Here is a 17,670-nt window from a genome sequence, read left to right on the forward strand (position 1 = left end):
TGCAGTCAAGTTCAGTTTGGAAGCTTTTACTGAACTCTATGACTCCTTGACCTTTAAATATATCCATTTTGAGCGTTTGAAAAGCTATAAATATATGCAATTAAAAGGACACCTCTATATATATATATATATATATTGGAATCTAAATCTTTATTGACCTAAATTCTATTTGATCATGAAAAAATTGAATCTAATTCTTATAGGCTTATTTACTATAGGATCTGTTGGTGCATTAAATGCCCAAATTAGTTGTGATGAAACACCTGATCCTGGGCAAACAGTAGGTAAATGTATCTCTGGAAGCAGTGAAGAGGGAGAATATGCTGCATGTGGGGTTTATTATGAAGGTCCCATCTGTTATTTCGGAGAACCAGTCGTAGGAGGATAATTGAAAAAGCTCTCAGGTGGATTGTCCTCCTGAGAGTAATTTTGTAAAGTGAATAGCTATGAAAATGAAGATAAGATTTTGGGATATACTAGTTTGTATCACGATTGTTGTCGCCTGTAGTGCGCCACAGAAAGAAACTACTCATACTGTAAGTAATGTTCAAACTAAAATAAAGGGAGATTATAAGTTGCCTTTAGATTCTGAGACTTCTCTTTACAATAGGTTGAATTCTGAAGGAAAAATTGGGGATAAGGAAGTCTATTTCTTGTTTAATCAAAATGCCAATACATTACAAGTATACAATCTCGAATCCAAATCGATTGATGAAAAAATAAAGTTTGATTGGGATGGCCCCAATTCACTTCAAGGTATGATATACCCTTTTGGTTTTCATTATGCCAATTCCGATTCCTTAATTTTTTATAGTGGTATGTTTAAGACTATTTATTTAGCTAACATTAAAGGAGAAGTCTATAAAAAAGTTTCTCTTGCTAATCATCCTATTGGTTTTGGTTCCGTTTTGCCTGAGTCTCCGATTGCTTATAGGAATGGTTTTATTTACATGCAATCTTTACCTAGTTATCCAACTAAGATACCAGAAGGTTACGTGAATCCTCCAAATAGAATATCCAAGATAAATTTGGAAAATGGTGAAATCGAAGAGTTTGATTTAGACTACCCTGAAGTTTATAAAAACAAGGATATTTCCCAACAATTGAAAATGATCGACATAGTTTACAATCCAAAGAAGGACAAATTTGTGGTGAGTTTTCCCTTAGCAGATGAGCTATATGTGACAGATTTTCAGTCCAAAGCCGAACTACATAAAGCGAAGAGTGATTTGGTCCAAAGTCCCATAGAAACCGACAAGAACAATATAATTGTAGAACCATCAGCTCTAAGTAATTTTTACTATTGGATAAATAATTCCTACGAGAAAATAATTTATGATGTTGAGAATGATATTTATATAAGAGAAGCTAGGGCTGGACTTACCGAGCAAGAATACTTAAATCGAAAATTTAAAAGTAAAAGGGAGTTAATTCTATTGAACTCTGACTTTCAAGAAGTAGATCGTATTCCTTATGAAAGCGCCGAGATGTATTATTCGTTTTTTCGAAGGGGTACTTTCTACTGGAATAAAAACATCCAAGAATTCAATCTGGAAGCAGGCGTAGAAGATACTTTATTCTTTAATTCTATTGACCTAAGACATAATTAACCATAATGAAATACTAGCAAAAAAGGAACCCATCGCTAGGTTCCTTTTTTATTTCAAGCATGTGAAATTTTACTTTCTCACTCTGATTTTTTCCTTGATACGTGCAGCTTTACCCTGACGTCCTCTTAGGTAGAATAGACGAGCTCTTCTCACTTTACCTTGTCTCAATAGATCGATTTGCTCAATCGCAGGAGAGATGATAGGGAAGATACGCTCTACACCGATTCCGTTAGAAATCTTACGGACAGTGAAGGTTTCACCATTAGAGTTAGGGTTTCTTCTTTGGATCACAGTTCCTTGGAACTGCTGGATACGCTCTTTGTTACCTTCTTTGATTCGTACGTGTACGTTGATGGTATCTCCGGCTTTGAATGAAGGGAATTTAGCTCTTGCTTCGCTGTATTCCGCTTCTACTATTTTCATTAGATCGCTCATAGCTTTATGTTTTTATGCTTTCGCTTTTGCCAACGCGTGGCTTGTTTAATTACTTTTTGTTTGACTTTACATCGCTTTTCCCGCTTTCTTCTTTGCTTAGCAAATCAGGTCTTCGTTCGCGGGTTCGGCGAACCGATGCTTCAAATCTCCATTCATTTATCTTTGCTTCATGTCCTGAAAGCAATACCTCTGGTACTTTCATTCCCTCATATTCTGCGGGACGGGTATATACCGGTGGTGCCAAAAGGCCATCCTGGAAGGAATCTGTCAATGCGGAGGTTTCATCATTTAACACGCCCGGGATCAATCGGATAATTGCATCTGCTACTACAGCAGCGGCAAGTTCTCCTCCCGAAAGCACAAAGTCACCAATACTGATTTCCTTCGTGATGAATCGCTCTCTTACCCGCTCATCTACCCCTTTATAATGACCACAAAGGATCAATAGGTTTTGATGAAGCGAAAGTGTATTAGCCATAGGTTGGTCAAAAGTCTTTCCGTCCGGCGTCATGTAGATGATTTCATCATAAGTACGCGTTTTCTTCAAAGCTTCTATGCAGCGGGCGATAGGCTCGATCTGCATGACCATTCCGGCTCCTCCTCCAAAAGCATAATCATCGACTTGCTTTTGTTTGCCCGTTGCATAATCACGGAGGTTGTGAACTTTCACGCTGGCGATTCCTTTGTCCTCTGCTCTTTTCAGAATAGAATGGGAAAAAGGACCTGTCAGCAAGTCCGGCACTACCGTGATGATATCAATGTGCATGGATTAGTCTTCCAGATAAATTTCAAGTAAACCTTCGGGTAGCTGGCAGTAAACTTTTTTAGCTGCCTTATCCACTTTGGAAATAATGCCATCCTGAATAGGAATTAACACTTCTTTACCTTGGTGAGTAACTCCGAGGAGATTCTGAGTATCCAAATCATAAATGATCTGAATGGGTCCAATCAATCCTTTAGCCTCGTCAAAGACCTCAAAACCGATTAATTCGTGGAAGTAATATTGACCTTCTTCTAGCGGGGCAAGTTCCGAGACAGGAAGATAAACTTCCGATCCTACCAGTTTCTCAACCTGATCGATGGAGTCAAGCTCCTCAAATTTAGCTAAGGCCTTATTCCCAGGTTGGAGTACAAAGTGCTCCAGAAAATAAGGGACTAGTCGGGAATTTTTCGCTAGAAATACGTGCTTGAGATCTTCATAATCCTCAGGATAATCGACATCCAGCACGATATTTACTTCTCCACGAAGTCCATGAACTTTGGCTACATAGCCTAATTGAAAGCATTGATCCTTGTTCATGGGGAGTTTTTAATTATGCTTTAGGCTCTTCGCCTTCAGCAGGAGTATCTTCAGCTTTTGCTTCAGCTACCGGAGCTTCCTCAGCAGGAGCTTCAGCTACTGGAGCTTCTTCAGCTACCTCTTCTACAGGAGCAGGATTGTTTGCAGCCTCAGCAGCAGCTAGAAGTGCTTTTTGCTCATCTTCTCTTGCCTTGATTGCGTCCATTCTTGCCTGATTCTTAGCAGTCTCAGCATCCAATGCCTTTTGACGAAGATCTGCTTTTGCCTTGCTGATAGACTCAGACTTGCCTGCGATTTTAGAATCTTTCTCGTTCAACCATGCTTCGAATTTAGCATCTGCTGCTTCTTGCGTGATTGCACCTTTCAATACACCAATTTGAAGGTGTTTCTTCAGCATGACACCTCTGTAAGAAAGCATTGCTTTTACAGTGTCTGTTGGCTGAGCTCCATTCAACAACCATTTAAGAGCGCGCTCATTGTTGATGTTGATAGAAGCAGGGTTCGTGTTTGGGTTGTAAGACCCGATTTTTTCGATGAAGCGTCCATCACGTGGAGCTCTTGCATCAGCTACAACCACGTCGTAGATAGCCATTTTTCTTCTACCTCTTCGTGCTAATCTGATTTTTACTGACATAAATTTTAAATGTATTTAGTGAGTGGATGGAACCCGTCCATCCTAATTTTGGAGTGCAAAGATAGGGTAATTCATTGGAAAGCCATAAGTTGCCTGTAAATATTTGTCAGAAACAAGGCTTTTATTTTATCTTGCTGCCCGGATTGGGAAAAATGTGCCAATTCGAAATTCTGGCCCCGTAGTTCAATGGATATAACAAGCGTTTCCTAAACGCTAGATCTAGGTTCGATTCCTAGCGGGGCTACTTTATTTCTAAGTAAGCCGAAATAATTTTGAGTTTCTGCTCTTTTTTTAGAATTTAATCTTTTCTAAACCTAAACTATTTAATGTCATGATGAAACATTCTATTCTCCTGATCTTTTTTCTTTTTGGAGTCACTAAAGGCTTTTCCCAAGATTCCATGATGCCTCCCGCAAATAAAAAGCATGTGTATACAGCTTCGGTAAGTGAAACGATCTTCTCTTTTGGTATAGTGGAAGCCGCTCCATTGAATACTAGTACAATCCCTAGATTTACTCCCTTTTTCAATTTTGGGCAGCAGTTACATGTTGACTTTTCCGAGAATTTTGGAATCTACACAGGAATAGGTATTCGAAATGTGGGTATGATCAATGATCTCAATGATTCTGTTAGGGTCAAGCAACGAACCTACAATGTTGGAATTCCAGTAGCCGTTAAATTCGGAGATATGGATGGTTGGCAAGCTGCGTTGGGATTTGAAGCTGAATTCGCCGTTGCCTACAAGCAGAAAGTGTATGTGAATGGAGAGAAACGAAAATCGAGCGGATGGTTTGACGATCGGAATAATCTATTTCAACCATCAGTTTTTGCAGAGCTGATGGGTAAAGAGGGGAATTACATTCGTTTTAAATATTACCTATCTGATTTCCTTACATCTGATCAGCAGATTAACGTTCCGGGGGTAGAATACAGGCCTACTCAAAGTCAACTTTTTTATGTTTCTGTTGGCTATGTAATTAAGAATAGAGACATCAAAACAATGAAATAAATAAAAAGAGCTTCGGCTCTTTTTTTGATGAAACGGATAGTAGTAGAAGTAATTCTAAAGATTGAATAAGGTAGAAAAACCTATTTTTTGCCTACATTATCCTACCCAAATGACTTTATATGCCTGATCGCAAAAGACTTACTCTGAAAGATATTGCCAAAGAACTTGGAATATCTGTCTCTACGGCTTCAAGGGCATTAAACTCCTATGCTGGCATATCGGATGAGACAATCAAACTGGTAAAAGAATTTGCTGAAAAGCATAATTATGTACCAAATACAATGGCGGTTAATTTCCGAAAGAATAAGACGATGACTGTCGGAATGATTGTCCCCGAATTGGTTCATTATTTTTTTTCCTCCGTGATTTCCGGGGCAATCTCCACAGCAAAAAAGCATAACTATAGTATTTTGGTAAGTCAGACTGATGAGAAGCTGAAGAATGAGGTTTTTGCTATCCGGACTATGCTTTCCAGTAGTGTAGATGGTCTTTTGATTTCAGTTTCCAATGAGACGATAAATGGGGAATACCTCCAAGAGATTTTAGATGAGGGACGACCTGTGGTGCAATTTGATAAGGTCTTGGATGAAATGAATACTCCTAAAGTGATTGTGGATGATTTTCAGGGAGCTTACGATGGGGTGAGGCACTTAATTCAAGAAGGCTATTCTAAAATTGCGCATATCAACGGACTTCAACACGTGAAAAATTCACAAGAACGACTCCGCGGGTATCAAAAAGCGCTGCTTGATCATGGAATTGAAGAGTCAGAATCTTGGGTTTTACACTGTCAGCAAATCTCGGAAGATGAGGGATTTGCTTTTGCAAAGGAATTAATGACTTCCGAAAATCCTCCCGATGCAATTTTTTGCATTACCGACCTAGTCGCAATGGGGGTCATGAAATATTTAAAACAGGCTAAAATCAAAATCCCCAAAGAGGTGGGAGTAATCGGGTTTAGCAATTGGGATATGGCTAATTTTGTCTCCCCCAGCCTGAGTTCTATAGATCAATATGCCTATCAAATGGGAGAGAAGGCCATGGAATTATTGGTGGAGGCTATCAAGAATAATGAAGTAGGCAAAAACCAGATCCATGAGATCATACCCCGACTCGTAGTAAGGGAGTCATCCAAAAGATTGAGCTAATTTTTAATTCATTCCTTTTGCACTTCCAAAATATGAAAGCCGTAAGGTTCAATAATTAGATACTCATTGTCCATACCCACTTCAAACTCATTTCCTGTCCAATGATCTTTTAGCTTTTCAGGGACTTTTCCATGCTCTTTGAAGGCATACCAAGTGAGATAGGCAGTCTCTGATCCGAAATTGAAGATTCCATATACTTTTTGGTCACCATAGGCCCTCAGAAAACCAGCCACATGGATATTGTGAGGTGATAGCCAAGTCAGATTTTGCCAATCACTGATCACGGGAAGGTTTTTCCGAATTCCAAGGAGTTTTTTTGTCCCCGCGAATACTTGTTCTTCAACTGCCCCATGTTCAGTTCTTCTTTCATTTTTCATCCAGTCAATCATCGGACGATGCATCCAGCGGTTGTCATAGCTTTTTCCAGGATCGTTCAGATAACTGTAATCATTGGTGTAGCCTAATTCATCTCCATAGAAAATCATGGGTAAACCTCCGATGAAAAAGGAGTGAGCTTGCATCAGCAGAATTTTTTGAATGGAACGAGCGATGCCTGTTTCATCTTGTTCTTCGATGCTTTTTTCTAGTCCGCAGAGTGAAGCCAGTGAGCCTGAAATCCGAGCATCTCCGGTTTTAGGATTTGATGAGAACAAGGCTCCCCTCGAAGGACTTCCTGGATAATTTCCTGAAAAATAATCCTTCAAAAATTTACGATGCTGATAAGGATCCTTTCCCACTTGGATAATTTTAGCATCCTCATAGCCAAGACCTATATCGTCGTGACAGCGAGTATAAGTTATCCATGAGGTGCCAAATGGTTTTTGAAGGATATCTTGTTGTGCGGCAAGCATCACCCGGGTGTCCCCTGTTGCGAGCATATCCCATTGAAGTGCCATATGTGTCGCATTGTATGCGAAATCACATTCTTTTGCAACGTAATCTCCTGTTCCGAAATACTTTATTATCTCTTTTGGGGCGACAATGGCTTCACCCAAAAGAGCCATGCCAGGACTGGCAATAGTAACGCATTGTTTTATCAGTCTGAGGAGTTCATGCGCTTGAGGTAAGTTTTGAGAAGTGGTGCCATTTTGCTTCCAAATGAAGGCAGGAGCATCAATTCGCAATAGATCGATGCCGAGATTTGCGTAGAAAAGAACATTTTCTACCATGGCCACCAGGACAGCGGGATTCATATAATTTAAATCCCATTGGTAATTGTGAAACACGGTCATCACCCATTTATCACATTCGGGGACATAGGTGAAATTTCCAGGTGAGCTTTCCGGGAAAATCTCTGGCATGCTTGCATCAAATTCATTAGGAATCCAACGATTATCATACATATAGAAATAGTCCTGAAACTCCGGATCTCCGGCTTTAGCCTTCTCCGCCCATTCGTGACGATGGGAAGTGTGATTCAAAACAATGTCCAACATAAGATGCATCTCTTGTTTCTGCATGGCTTTTCGCAAAGCAACCAAATCGGTTAAATCCCCAAACTTGGAATCTACTTTTCTAAAATTGGAAACTGCATATCCACCATCACTTTCTCCTACAGGACTTTCAAAAAGCGGCATCAGATGTAGGAGATTGACACCCAATTCATCAAAATAACCAAGTTTTGATTTAAGATTTTTGAGATTTCCACAGAAGCGATCTACGTAAAGACTCATTCCTGCCAGTTCATTACTAAGAAACCAATCCGGTTTCTTGGCCGCATCTGCTTTCTTTAACTCAGGCGCTCTTTTTTGGGCAATATTGATCAGAGTTTCAATTAGCTTTTCGAAAGTTTGATCTGCTTTTGGATGATTCAGATAAATACTTTGATAGAGTTGAATCATCCGATCCATCCCTTCCATCAATCGGAAATTAAGATCCTTATCTTTTCCTTTTGGCTCAAAATTCATTCTTTGGGATTCAGCAGAAATGAATTGATAAATTCGCTGACTTAAGGAATGGGAGGTTACTGTAGTGCTCAAAGTTTGATGAATTAATGCTTGGTGTTTAATTAATGTCCTCCGCCGCTTACCTGAATAGCATCAGGATCCACGTGGGTTTCTTTGATCCGAAGTGTTGCTAATGCTGCAAAAAGCAGTAAAACTCCTGCAAAGGAAATGGCTAGACCTGGGTCATTATTTAGGAAGGTTTTGGAGATGAACCCAAAACTTAGGGTCTGAAAGATCATTGGAATTACGATCATCATATTGATGATTCCCATGTAAACGCCATAACGCTCTTTGGGAATTTCATTCACCACTAATAAATAAGGAACTCCCATCATACTTGCCCAGGCAACTCCAAATCCTGTCATAGGTGCGAACAGCAAGTATTTATTCTCGATCATTGGAAAGATCATCAGCCCCAATCCCGCCATTATTAGGCAGACAAAATGTACTTTTTTTGGACCAAAGCGGGAAGCCATCCTGGCGAGATAGAATGCTGAAAGGAAAGTGACAATGTTGTACCAGCCGTTGACTAATCCAGTCCATCCGACAGCTTCCTCATACAGTGCTTTGTTTTCCAAAGGACTTGTATCCCAGACTGATTGGGCGATGCTTTTAGCTGCATTTTGCCAATAACAGAAGAGCGCATACCACTGAAAGAGATAAACCAGTGAAAGCTTCCACATGACAGAGGGCATCTGTATGATAGATTCAATGATCTCCAGATTCTGTGCAAAAAGGACTTTTGTGGTTGGGTTCTTTTCAGCCCAAGAAATTGTCTTTGGGATTATCTTCCGGTCAAAAACAGATGGAATAAACAAGAGAAAGAGGACTAAATAGGCTACTAGCGTAGTCAAAATTGATAAGAAAAACTGGATTGCTGGATGAGGCATGCCCTCATTTCGTTTTTTCAATACAGCCAGTTCTTCTGCCGAAGGTGGAATTTCAGGAGTCTTGCTTATACTCCACATCACCGAGCCAATGGAACAGATTGTTCCTAAAAAGAATGAAGCATAAACCCAATATGGAAGCGATCCCGCTATCCCTGGAATATATTTTTGAAATACAAAAAGTGAAACATTGGCAAGGGTGATACCGAGACCTGTGAAGAAGCTTTGTGTGAGAAAACCTTTAGAATACTGTTCCTCTGGAAGCACATCGGCAATTAAGGCGCGATAGGGTTCCATTGCGGTATTATTTGCAGCATCCAAAACCCAGAGAAGTCCAGCGGCCATCCAAAGGGAGCTGCTAAAAGGATAAAAGAATAGACAAATACTGCAAAACAAAGCTCCGATGAAGAAATAGGGCTTTCGCCGACCAAATCGCTCACTCCATGTACTGTCACTCAAGGCTCCAATGATCGGCTGAATCAACAACCCCGTCATAGGACCTGCCAGATTCAAAATAGGAATCTCATCTGGGGCAGCTCCCAGCATATCGTAGATGGGATTGACTGCACTCTGTTGTAATCCAAAGCTGTATTGGATTCCAAAAAAACCAACATTCATGTTGATAATCTGGGAAAAGGAAAGTCTTGATTTGGCCATTTGGGTAATTGGGTTTGATCAAAAAATAATGGTCCAAAAAGCTGTAATCCTTTCTATTCCATTACTTAAGAAGTTCCAAAGTACAAAGTTAAACTAGCTTTCAAAGGGCTTTTAAACGATCTAAAAGGCATTTTTTTTTGGAAATCGTTTGAAATTGAAGATGCTATAAAAATTTTCTTTGTCTGAAGATTAATTATAGCTTAGTGTGCCATCATTACACTGCTATTTATGAAGCCAGTTCAGTTTTTGAAAAATAAGTTTAGAAAATCCAGGAAAGAAAGTTGGAATAAAGCTTATGATGCTCCGATTAATCGGAAGGCCGAAAAAGCATATGAAAATCTGGTGGCTCAAAACCCAGATTACGAATGCTCTGATGCGCAGTTAAAAAAAATCACAGAATATTCAAAAGAGGTCCTCGGTTCTCCAGCCTTCGCTCCTTGGTTGAAAGTATATACTGCCTACCAAGGGGAATTTAAAGAAGGATGGATGCCAGATAATTACTTTGGAAGAGTGGTCTGTCCAAAAATAAATGGGGAATTTAGAAAGCTTGGTGATCTAAAGACTCTATCGAAACGAATACTACAGACAGATTCAATCCCTGATTTGGCCTATTATGTGAATCGGGTATGGACTTCGGTAGAAGGGGATATTTTAGGAAAAAATAATTTGATCCAATTTCTTTTTTCGGACCGAGAGTACGTGTTTCTAAAAAAGAATTATTCGCTTCAGGGAAATGGAATCCTAAAACTAAACCGAGCGAATTTTGAAAATCTGGATATTCAAAAACTTGGGGATTTTGTAATTCAGGCACCTATTCAACAATCGGATTGGCTGGATCAGATTGTTACCGGTAGTGTAGCTACACTTCGAATTACCACGGTAAAGCTTATTGGTGGCAAAGCTAAGAATAGAGTTTCCCAGCTTCGTGTAGGTAGAATTTCAAATGAATATATCAAAACAAAGGATTGTCTTCGAATTCCTATAGATCGTCAGACAGGGACATTTTATCCTAGAGCATTTGGTTCGGACTTTAACATTTTTGATAAACATCCGGATACAGGATTTTCATTTGATAGTCAGATAATGCCAGAACATGAGAAGGCAGTCAGACTATGTGAAAAGCTTCATGATCAGGTAGGGATGTTTCAGATTATAGGCTGGGATGTGGCAATTAATCAAAATAACGAAATCCAAATCATGGAGTGGAATACCGATCACCCTGGGCTTGTTTTCTCAGAGATGGCAAGTGGACCCCATTTTCAAGGATTGCATTGGGAGAATTTGTGGAAATGAAAAAGTCTTAGGAAAATGAACTTGCAATTTGAATCTTTTGTAAACCGAGCTCAAAATTTAAATGCTCTTTGGTTGATCATCAACGTCGATTCATCCACTTGCTAGCCTTATTCCTTTGTATCCCTCGTTTTTTCATCTTCATTTAACATAAATCCCTTCTCCGTGGGGATTCTTTCAGCTGGATTTTACTTGAATCTTTCTTAGTTATAATGATTCAAAAAAGGGAAAGTTTTCTAATCGGCTGCGTTTCTACGTCTCACTATCTTAACAATACGGTTATAGATGATTTCCGCTAGATTCCATTCATATCCATCAAAGTTGGTCGTATTATTAAACTGAATAACTACGGCGTCTAAGTCTTTGTGGTATTTGGCAATACTCTGATAGCCAGGAAGCAGACCGGTATGTTCATACACGTAGATGGAAGAATAGATTTCCTTTTCCCCTTCGTTGAACACCGATCCATCATTTAATGCCCTTAAGAATATACCCACATCCTCAGCTGTAGCTAGAAATAGGCCAGTATCCTCAGTTTTAAAATCATCGTCTAGACCTTCATAATATCCACTCATAACCTCATCTATATCCACTTCACTTAAAGAAGTGTAAGTGTTTTTCAGTCCCAATGGGATCAAGATATTCTCCTTTATATATCGCTGATGAGTGTAACCGACCACTTTATCAATGAGGTCAGAGATCAGCATATAGTTGGTATTGGAATAACCATAGCTTTTACCTGGTTCAAAATCAGCTGGTAAATCCAGTGCGTATTCTAGTGTTTCCTGTTTGTTTTTTGGCGGGTTTGTCCAATAATTAGGGTGGTCAACAAAATTGGGAATTCCACTTCTGTGTTGCAACATCATTCGCAAGGTGATTTTATCTGCGTTTTCAATCCGTCCCACTAATTCTGGAAAGTATTCTGAGAGTGTTTTATCCAAAGATAAACGCCCAGCTTTTACTAATTTGGAGGTAGCAACTGCAACATATAATTTAGTGATGCTGGCAATCTTAAATAAAGCTTCTGGGTAAGCGGGTATTTTCTTTTTTCGGTCATGCCAGCCAGCAGCATAAAACTCCGGTGGCTTACCTGCTTGGTCCACGTACACGATCATACCATCAAAGCCATGATCAATTCCTTCGTTTAGTTGTTCTTGAACCGTTTCCGGTAGCGGTAATATCCAAGCCTTTACTAAAATCCAGGGCACGAAGTATAAAGAGCCTATGCTTGCCATGATAAATAGTATTCTGGCAAATTGACCAACATGTTTTTTATTTTTCATCTCTAACTAGATAAAATAAGTTGAGTTAATACTCTGATGAGCTATTGCTCGCAATGTCTGAGGAAATCATGGAAGGTTCAAGAAACCTCTCAGTTTTTATTTCCTTAGTTTTCTTCCACTTTTCAATATTGGATTCCACTTTAGCCCAAGTAAAGGTCTCAAAAACCCCCATTCTCCTAATGATGAATCTAAAAATACCAAAATAGCTTGGGTTTATAAGCAAGTAGGTCTGGAGAAGGAATCAGAGCAATTCTTCAAGTCCTTCTCGGATTATTGTAAACAGGACCAGTCAATTTACAGAAATGTAAACCTTGCGATGAAAAATTTAAAAGAGGGAAAATTAGGCGAATCTATGGAGCAGCTTAAGCTTTTTTCCAACGGAGGCAATTACATTTATTGGTTTTTATACATTGAAGATGAACCTATCCTTAAGTCATTGAAAAATCACTCGGACTTTGAAAAGACCATGCAAAAAATCAAAGATAAGTTCTGGGCAAAACATGAAAGGATAAAAGAAGCTCTTGTGGATGAAGGTTTGATTTAATGTTTTTTTTAGGAAAAGCCTTGGCTAGAACTTTTTTTCAATACAAAAACTGATTCGCTTCAAATCCTCTCGTATTCGTCTTCACTAAAAAAACATCTCCACTCATTGGGAATTCTTTCAACTGAGACTCAGTTAGGTTTTCCTGCGCAGTAGTAATCAAAAGCATATCCAGATTTTTTCCTCCAAAACAACAAGAGGTCACATGTGGTACTGGCAGTTCGATTTTGTCCAATAATTTTCCTGTTACAGGATTCCAACGGTAAACTCCTGAACCGCTGTAATGCGCCACCCAAAGCATTCCTTCGCGATCTATGCACATCCCGTCAGGAAATCCCAGATTTTCTGGAATATCCACGGCAATTCTTTCAAATTTTATTTCTCCAGTTTCTAAGTCAAAGTTATATGCTTTGATTTGTCGGGTAGGCGTATCGATAAAGTAAAACGTTCGATTGTCTTCCGTCCAAGCCATTCCATTGGAAATGGTTAGGTTACCGAGTTGTTTTTTTGGCTTCAGATCTTGGTCGACTAAGTAAAGCGATCCAACTCCTTCTGTAAATAAGGTACTCAGTGTACCAATCCAGATTCTTCCTTTGGGATCTACTTTTCCATCATTGAAGCGATGAAGTGGGTATTCAGATTCTACTTCGCAAAGCCATGTCAGATTTTCTGTATCTAAATCAAATCTGGCCAGTTTTCGATCCAAGCCTAAAATAAGGTTCCCCTCCCTATCTTCTAAAACCACCGCAAGCCGATGTGGGAAACTTCGTGTTTTCGTCTCCTTAGTCTTGAGATTACGTTCAAATAATTTTCCGTTTTCAATATCCACCCAGAAGAAGCTTTGTCGGCCTACATGCCAATAGGGTCCTTCGCCGAGAAAGCACTGAGAGGGGATGGAAGTGAAGTTGTAGGTTTTCAAAGTTGATAGTGTTGAAGAAGTTTAAGATATGTGCGTTGTAAGGTTGCAATGAACCTAGTGGAAACATGTCAAGTGCCATACAGAGCGAATTCGAGGGTTCAGGGGTTCTACAAAATCTCCTAAATCCGATATCAAAAATCGTAAATCATGGATGCCAATACTGAGCTATTTTCTTTTTTAAGAATCCGACACTTCTAGCTAATTGATCCATGCCGTCTACGCCATCTTCAATGCTGATCCAATTGTCAAATCCCACTCTTTTCAATTCAGTGAAAATCGCATCGTAATCATTCATTCCTTGTCCGATTTCTCCATGGCTCAATCGTTTTGCATAACCTTGAGCTCCTCCTTCTTCTTTTCTCAAATCTTCAATGGTCCCATATTTTATAAACCGATCACTTGCATGCATGGTCAAAACTCTTTCAGAAACATCATATAATAAATCCAGAGGATCTTCGCCTGCCAAAAATGCATTGCTTGGATCGTAGTTTACACCAAAATTGGGATGATGAATACTATTCACCAACTTGGTGAAGACGGCTCGCTTTTGTGCAAATTCAGGATATTCCCAAAAATCGTCTTTATAATGATTTTCAATGACTAGGGTAATTCCTAAAGATTTGGCGTAAGGGAGACAAGCTTCAATACAGTCTTTTGCTAGCTTAATTCCTTCCTCTACAGTAAGTCCGGGTCGATATTGACCAGATAAAACCCGACAATACTTGCCACCCAATTCATCCGTCATTTCGATCCAACGCTTTTGCTTCTGGATTTCTTTTTCCCTGAAAGCTTTATCTCGATGAGTAAAGTCAGGCGAGCAGCACATCATAGGTATAACCATTCCTTTGTCTTCCACCATTCTCCTGAAAACCGGCCAGTTTTTTTGATCTTCCATTTCAAGAAAGCCAGCATACCACTCCAAACCGTCAATTTCCAGCGGAGCGGCTAGCTCGACCCATTCTGATATTTTCATTGTTCCGTCCTTGCAAAGCGCTTGCATAAAGGCTTTAGGAAAAGCAGCTAATTTGGGCATAATTAGTTATTTGATGGTACTTGTATCTTTTGGGGCATTTCTGCCAATCATTGGATGTTGCTCAAGATCGACTACTTGACCACTGATTGGTCCAGATTCGTCAGAAAGCCAATAAATTGCTGCCGCGGCAATCTCTTCAGGTTTTAAAATCCTTCCCGAAGGAGCATACATCGCTGGAATACTTTCATACCAAGTATCCGAAAGGCCATGTTGTTTTTTTCGTTCTCGTTCTCTTTCAGTCAAGACCCAGCCTGGGTTGATTTGGTTTACTTTTACTCCATATTCTCTCATCAGTACATCTCCGAGATTTCTACTCATTGTCATCAATCCCCCTTTTGAAATACTGTAGGCTAAAAGATTGGGTTCTCCGCTCCATGCATTGACGGATCCTATATTCAAAACACATCCTTTGTTTTTACTTAGTTCCGGTAAAGCGGATTGAATCAGAAGCAATGGAGCAATTGTGTTGATGTCTAAAACTTTTTGTAAGAATACACGGTCAGTTGTAATGATATCTGAGGTAATCACCCAAGCTGCATTATTGACTACAGCATCCAATTTCCCCCAAGTATCTATTGCAAGTTTCACAAGTCTTCCTGCGCAGCCCTCTTCTGATAAATCTTCATGATGAAAAACAGCATGGTCAGTGCCGATTTCCATGAGTACCTCTTGTCCTAAGTTGAATTCAAGACCATGTAAAACTACATTGGCACCTTCGTCTACACAGCGTTTTGCAATCGCTTTTCCAATGCCTGTGGTGCTGCCTGTGACAATAATGACCTTGTCTTTAAGTCTCATCCTACACTGGTTTTAGTACAGATTTCACAATTTGCCCCGTATGCATTTTTTCAAAAGCCTCTTTCCACTCTGTAATCGGCCAGATCCCACCAATGATGGGTTTTACATTTAGGGCTCCGCTGGCAAGTAATGCGATGACTCTCTCCCAGATCGGCCAATTATGACTAAAACTCCCTTGGAGTCGAACGTTCTTTTGAATGATTGGATCCAGAGAAAAATTACAGGGCTGAGGTCCCCAGCCAACTTTGGTAATCTGTCCATTTGGACGAACCAGATGCATAGCGATAAGTAATGTATCACTAACTCCGGCGGCATCAATAACAAGTTCTGCCCCAAGACCATCTCGTTTTCTAGCCCAATTTTCAGCATTTCCTATAATAGTTTCGCAACCATATTTTTTGGCGATTTCCAATCTGCCTTTATCAGCTTCCAAGCCTATAATTGCAACTTCAGCTCCGCAAAGTCTGGCTACTGCAGCGCAAAGAATACCAATGGTCCCCGGTCCAATAACCACAACTCTATCCCCAGGTTTGATGGATGAGTTTCCAACAACAGCATTATAAGCTACACAGCAAGGTTCAGTAAGGCAGGCTTCCTCAAACGATAGGTTATCGGGGACACTGTGGAGGCACCTTGCGGGTACTTTCACAAATCGAGTCATTGCGCCATTGACCCCGTAGCCAAAGCCTTTTCTGGTCGGATCAAGATTATAAAGTCCCACTTTGCTCATGGGGTTTTGACTATCGATCACTGCCGCTGTTTCGCTGACCACTCGATCTCCAACTTTCCAGGATTTTACATTTTCGCCCAGAGCGGCGATTTTTCCTCCAAACTCATGTCCTAAAACCACTGGGTAGTTCACTGGCCAGCTATGATCTGAGGTCCATTGATGAAGGTCACTTCCACAAACTCCTACATTTTCTACCTCCAATAAAATATCGTCTACTCCGATTTCAGGAATCGGGATTTCTCTGATTTCAACAGAATGTTTTTTTTCCGCGTAGTTGACTACTGCTGCGTTTTTAGTGCTGGACATGGCTTAGGATTTTTTGGGTAAAAAAGTTGTTTGTTTATGGATTGCTTCGCAAATCATTCTTAAGGAACTTTCTAAGTCTCCACTTGCCGTTTTGAATGAATCTGCGTCGATCGTCAAAGGAGCACCAAGAACTACTAAAGGAGCACCATATTGAGGACATTGGATCGCTTGTTCGAGAGAAAGACCACCAACTGCCTGCACCGGAATATTGACTGCAGCTACTACTTCCCTGAGTTGGTCCAATGGACTCGGCATCCTATGTCCAGCTGCTGCAATGCCACGTCTTTCATCATAACCTATGTGGTGAATGACATAATCACAGCCTAAGTCTTCCAGAAATTTTGCCCCATCTACCATACTATCACAGACCATATTATCACCCATGACTTTCACTCCAAAGTCTTTCCCCGCTTGAACTACACATTTTATGGTTTCAGCATGTGCTCTTGCCATTACAACCACATGAGTGGCACCTGCTTTGGCCATCATTTCCGCCTCCAGATATCCTCCATCCATGGTTTTCAGATCGGCAACCAAAGGAACACCAGGGAATGCCTCTCGTAGTTTTCTTACACCGTGTAATCCTTCGGCTAAAATCAAGGGAGTGCCAGCTTCAAGCCAATCTACACCTGCTCTGATCGCCAATGCCGCAGTTTCCAAAGCCTCATCGATGTTTGTAAGATCAAGAGAGATCTGTACAATAGGTTTCATATGATTATAATTTGTTTTTTAATTGTCATATGGAATGCCCTGATCCCGATATTTATCAGGACATTCCCCTGTGTGAGAACTTTTCTAAAGGGCATTTCATAATTTTCGGGTTTGAATAAGTAACGCTTTGTCTCAATTTATAAATTTTTCCTTTAGATAATACCTTATTATATATTGAAAGGACTAGGCAAGCATGTAGCTTATTTTCATTAATGATCTGAGATAATTCGATCATAAACCTAAAAAAGTGAGAATATTATATGGGTAGTCGAAAAAAAATGCAGGTTTCATAAAAAAAAGATTATTTTAATAACCTAATATGTATATCCGCAATCTTGCCAGTATGATTAAATCGAAGCAATGATGAGTCTGTCAAAGAGTTTTTGACCGAAGTATCTTCTGTTGAGCTTGTAACAAAACTCGTCCAGGTAAT

Annotated in this window: 18 protein-coding genes and 1 tRNA gene; 7 read left to right on the forward strand and 12 right to left on the reverse strand. The window is 39.9% G+C overall.

Translation table 11 applies throughout. The features are described 5' to 3' along the window. Window positions 1-184: 184 nt before the first annotated feature. Window positions 185-388: a hypothetical protein gene (locus tag P8O16_RS01555; RefSeq protein WP_300310157.1), complete on the forward strand. Its 204-nt coding sequence runs from the start codon at window positions 185-187 to the stop codon at window positions 386-388. 58 nt (window positions 389-446) lie between these two features. Next, window positions 447-1,610 (forward strand): DUF4221 family protein, encoded by a 1,164-nt coding sequence (locus P8O16_RS01560; protein WP_300310159.1) that lies wholly within the window; start codon window positions 447-449, stop codon window positions 1,608-1,610. A 69-nt stretch (window positions 1,611-1,679) separates the two neighbouring features. Here P8O16_RS01560 and rplS read toward each other — a convergent pair whose 3' ends face one another. The 4 genes from rplS to P8O16_RS01580 are packed head-to-tail and all read right to left on the reverse strand — an operon-like array spanning window position 1,680 to window position 3,979. Further along, window positions 1,680-2,045 (reverse strand): 50S ribosomal protein L19, encoded by a 366-nt coding sequence (gene rplS / locus P8O16_RS01565; protein WP_075349214.1) that lies wholly within the window; start codon window positions 2,043-2,045, stop codon window positions 1,680-1,682. 49 nt (window positions 2,046-2,094) lie between these two features. Beyond that, a complete protein-coding gene (gene trmD, locus P8O16_RS01570; RefSeq protein WP_300310162.1) occupies window positions 2,095-2,811 on the reverse strand; it encodes a tRNA (guanosine(37)-N1)-methyltransferase TrmD in 717 nt (238 codons plus the stop codon). 3 nt (window positions 2,812-2,814) lie between these two features. Beyond that, window positions 2,815-3,345 carry a ribosome maturation factor RimM gene (gene rimM / locus P8O16_RS01575; protein WP_300310164.1) on the reverse strand — a complete coding sequence of 177 codons (531 nt, stop codon included), beginning with the start codon at window positions 3,343-3,345 and terminating at the stop codon, window positions 2,815-2,817. Between the two features lie 13 nt (window positions 3,346-3,358). After that, window positions 3,359-3,979 carry a 30S ribosomal protein S16 gene (locus P8O16_RS01580; protein ID WP_300310166.1) on the reverse strand — a complete coding sequence of 207 codons (621 nt, stop codon included), beginning with the start codon at window positions 3,977-3,979 and terminating at the stop codon, window positions 3,359-3,361. Window positions 3,980-4,151: 172 nt separating this feature from the next. Between P8O16_RS01580 and P8O16_RS01585 the strand changes: the two genes are divergently transcribed. From P8O16_RS01585 to P8O16_RS01595, 3 genes are all read left to right on the forward strand, one after another. Further along, window positions 4,152-4,223 (forward strand) — tRNA-Arg (locus P8O16_RS01585). A gap of 87 nt (window positions 4,224-4,310) precedes the next feature. After that, complete coding sequence (locus P8O16_RS01590) at window positions 4,311-4,988, forward strand: hypothetical protein (protein WP_300310168.1); 678 nt, start codon at window positions 4,311-4,313, stop codon at window positions 4,986-4,988. Window positions 4,989-5,107: 119 nt separating this feature from the next. Then, window positions 5,108-6,136 carry a LacI family DNA-binding transcriptional regulator gene (locus P8O16_RS01595; RefSeq protein ID WP_300310169.1) on the forward strand — a complete coding sequence of 343 codons (1,029 nt, stop codon included), beginning with the start codon at window positions 5,108-5,110 and terminating at the stop codon, window positions 6,134-6,136. An 8-nt stretch (window positions 6,137-6,144) separates the two neighbouring features. Here the strand turns inward: P8O16_RS01595 and P8O16_RS01600 are convergent, their stop codons facing one another. After that, on the reverse strand, window positions 6,145-8,115 hold the full coding sequence (locus P8O16_RS01600) for an alpha-amylase family glycosyl hydrolase (protein WP_300310171.1): 1,971 nt from the start codon (window positions 8,113-8,115) through the stop codon (window positions 6,145-6,147). Between the two features lie 29 nt (window positions 8,116-8,144). Continuing rightward, on the reverse strand, window positions 8,145-9,626 hold the full coding sequence (locus P8O16_RS01605) for an MFS transporter (protein ID WP_300310173.1): 1,482 nt from the start codon (window positions 9,624-9,626) through the stop codon (window positions 8,145-8,147). A 228-nt stretch (window positions 9,627-9,854) separates the two neighbouring features. Here P8O16_RS01605 and P8O16_RS01610 point away from each other — a divergent pair, with 228 nt between their 5' ends. Then, a complete protein-coding gene (locus P8O16_RS01610) occupies window positions 9,855-10,919 on the forward strand; it encodes a sugar-transfer associated ATP-grasp domain-containing protein (protein WP_300310175.1) in 1,065 nt (354 codons plus the stop codon). Between the two features lie 233 nt (window positions 10,920-11,152). Here the strand turns inward: P8O16_RS01610 and P8O16_RS01615 are convergent, their stop codons facing one another. Then, on the reverse strand, window positions 11,153-12,199 hold the full coding sequence (locus tag P8O16_RS01615; RefSeq protein ID WP_300310177.1) for a serine hydrolase: 1,047 nt from the start codon (window positions 12,197-12,199) through the stop codon (window positions 11,153-11,155). Between the two features lie 316 nt (window positions 12,200-12,515). Between P8O16_RS01615 and P8O16_RS01620 the strand changes: the two genes are divergently transcribed. After that, window positions 12,516-12,743 carry a hypothetical protein gene (locus P8O16_RS01620; protein ID WP_300310179.1) on the forward strand — a complete coding sequence of 76 codons (228 nt, stop codon included), beginning with the start codon at window positions 12,516-12,518 and terminating at the stop codon, window positions 12,741-12,743. Window positions 12,744-12,780: 37 nt separating this feature from the next. Here P8O16_RS01620 and P8O16_RS01625 read toward each other — a convergent pair whose 3' ends face one another. From P8O16_RS01625 to P8O16_RS01645, 5 genes are all read right to left on the reverse strand, one after another. Next, entirely contained in the window at window positions 12,781-13,659 is an 879-nt protein-coding gene (locus tag P8O16_RS01625; protein ID WP_300310181.1) for an SMP-30/gluconolactonase/LRE family protein, read from the reverse strand. 145 nt (window positions 13,660-13,804) lie between these two features. Continuing rightward, window positions 13,805-14,692: a sugar phosphate isomerase/epimerase gene (locus tag P8O16_RS01630; RefSeq protein WP_300310183.1), complete on the reverse strand. Its 888-nt coding sequence runs from the start codon at window positions 14,690-14,692 to the stop codon at window positions 13,805-13,807. A 6-nt stretch (window positions 14,693-14,698) separates the two neighbouring features. Further along, window positions 14,699-15,490: an SDR family oxidoreductase gene (locus P8O16_RS01635; protein ID WP_300310185.1), complete on the reverse strand. Its 792-nt coding sequence runs from the start codon at window positions 15,488-15,490 to the stop codon at window positions 14,699-14,701. A 1-nt stretch (window position 15,491) separates the two neighbouring features. Next, entirely contained in the window at window positions 15,492-16,526 is a 1,035-nt protein-coding gene (locus P8O16_RS01640) for a zinc-binding dehydrogenase (protein ID WP_300310187.1), read from the reverse strand. A 3-nt stretch (window positions 16,527-16,529) separates the two neighbouring features. Beyond that, a complete protein-coding gene (locus P8O16_RS01645) occupies window positions 16,530-17,237 on the reverse strand; it encodes an orotidine 5'-phosphate decarboxylase / HUMPS family protein (RefSeq protein WP_300310190.1) in 708 nt (235 codons plus the stop codon). Between the last annotated feature and the right edge of the window lie 433 nt (window positions 17,238-17,670).

The sequence above is a fragment of the Algoriphagus sp. genome, from assembly GCF_029254265.1.
Taxonomy (GTDB): domain Bacteria; phylum Bacteroidota; class Bacteroidia; order Cytophagales; family Cyclobacteriaceae; genus Algoriphagus.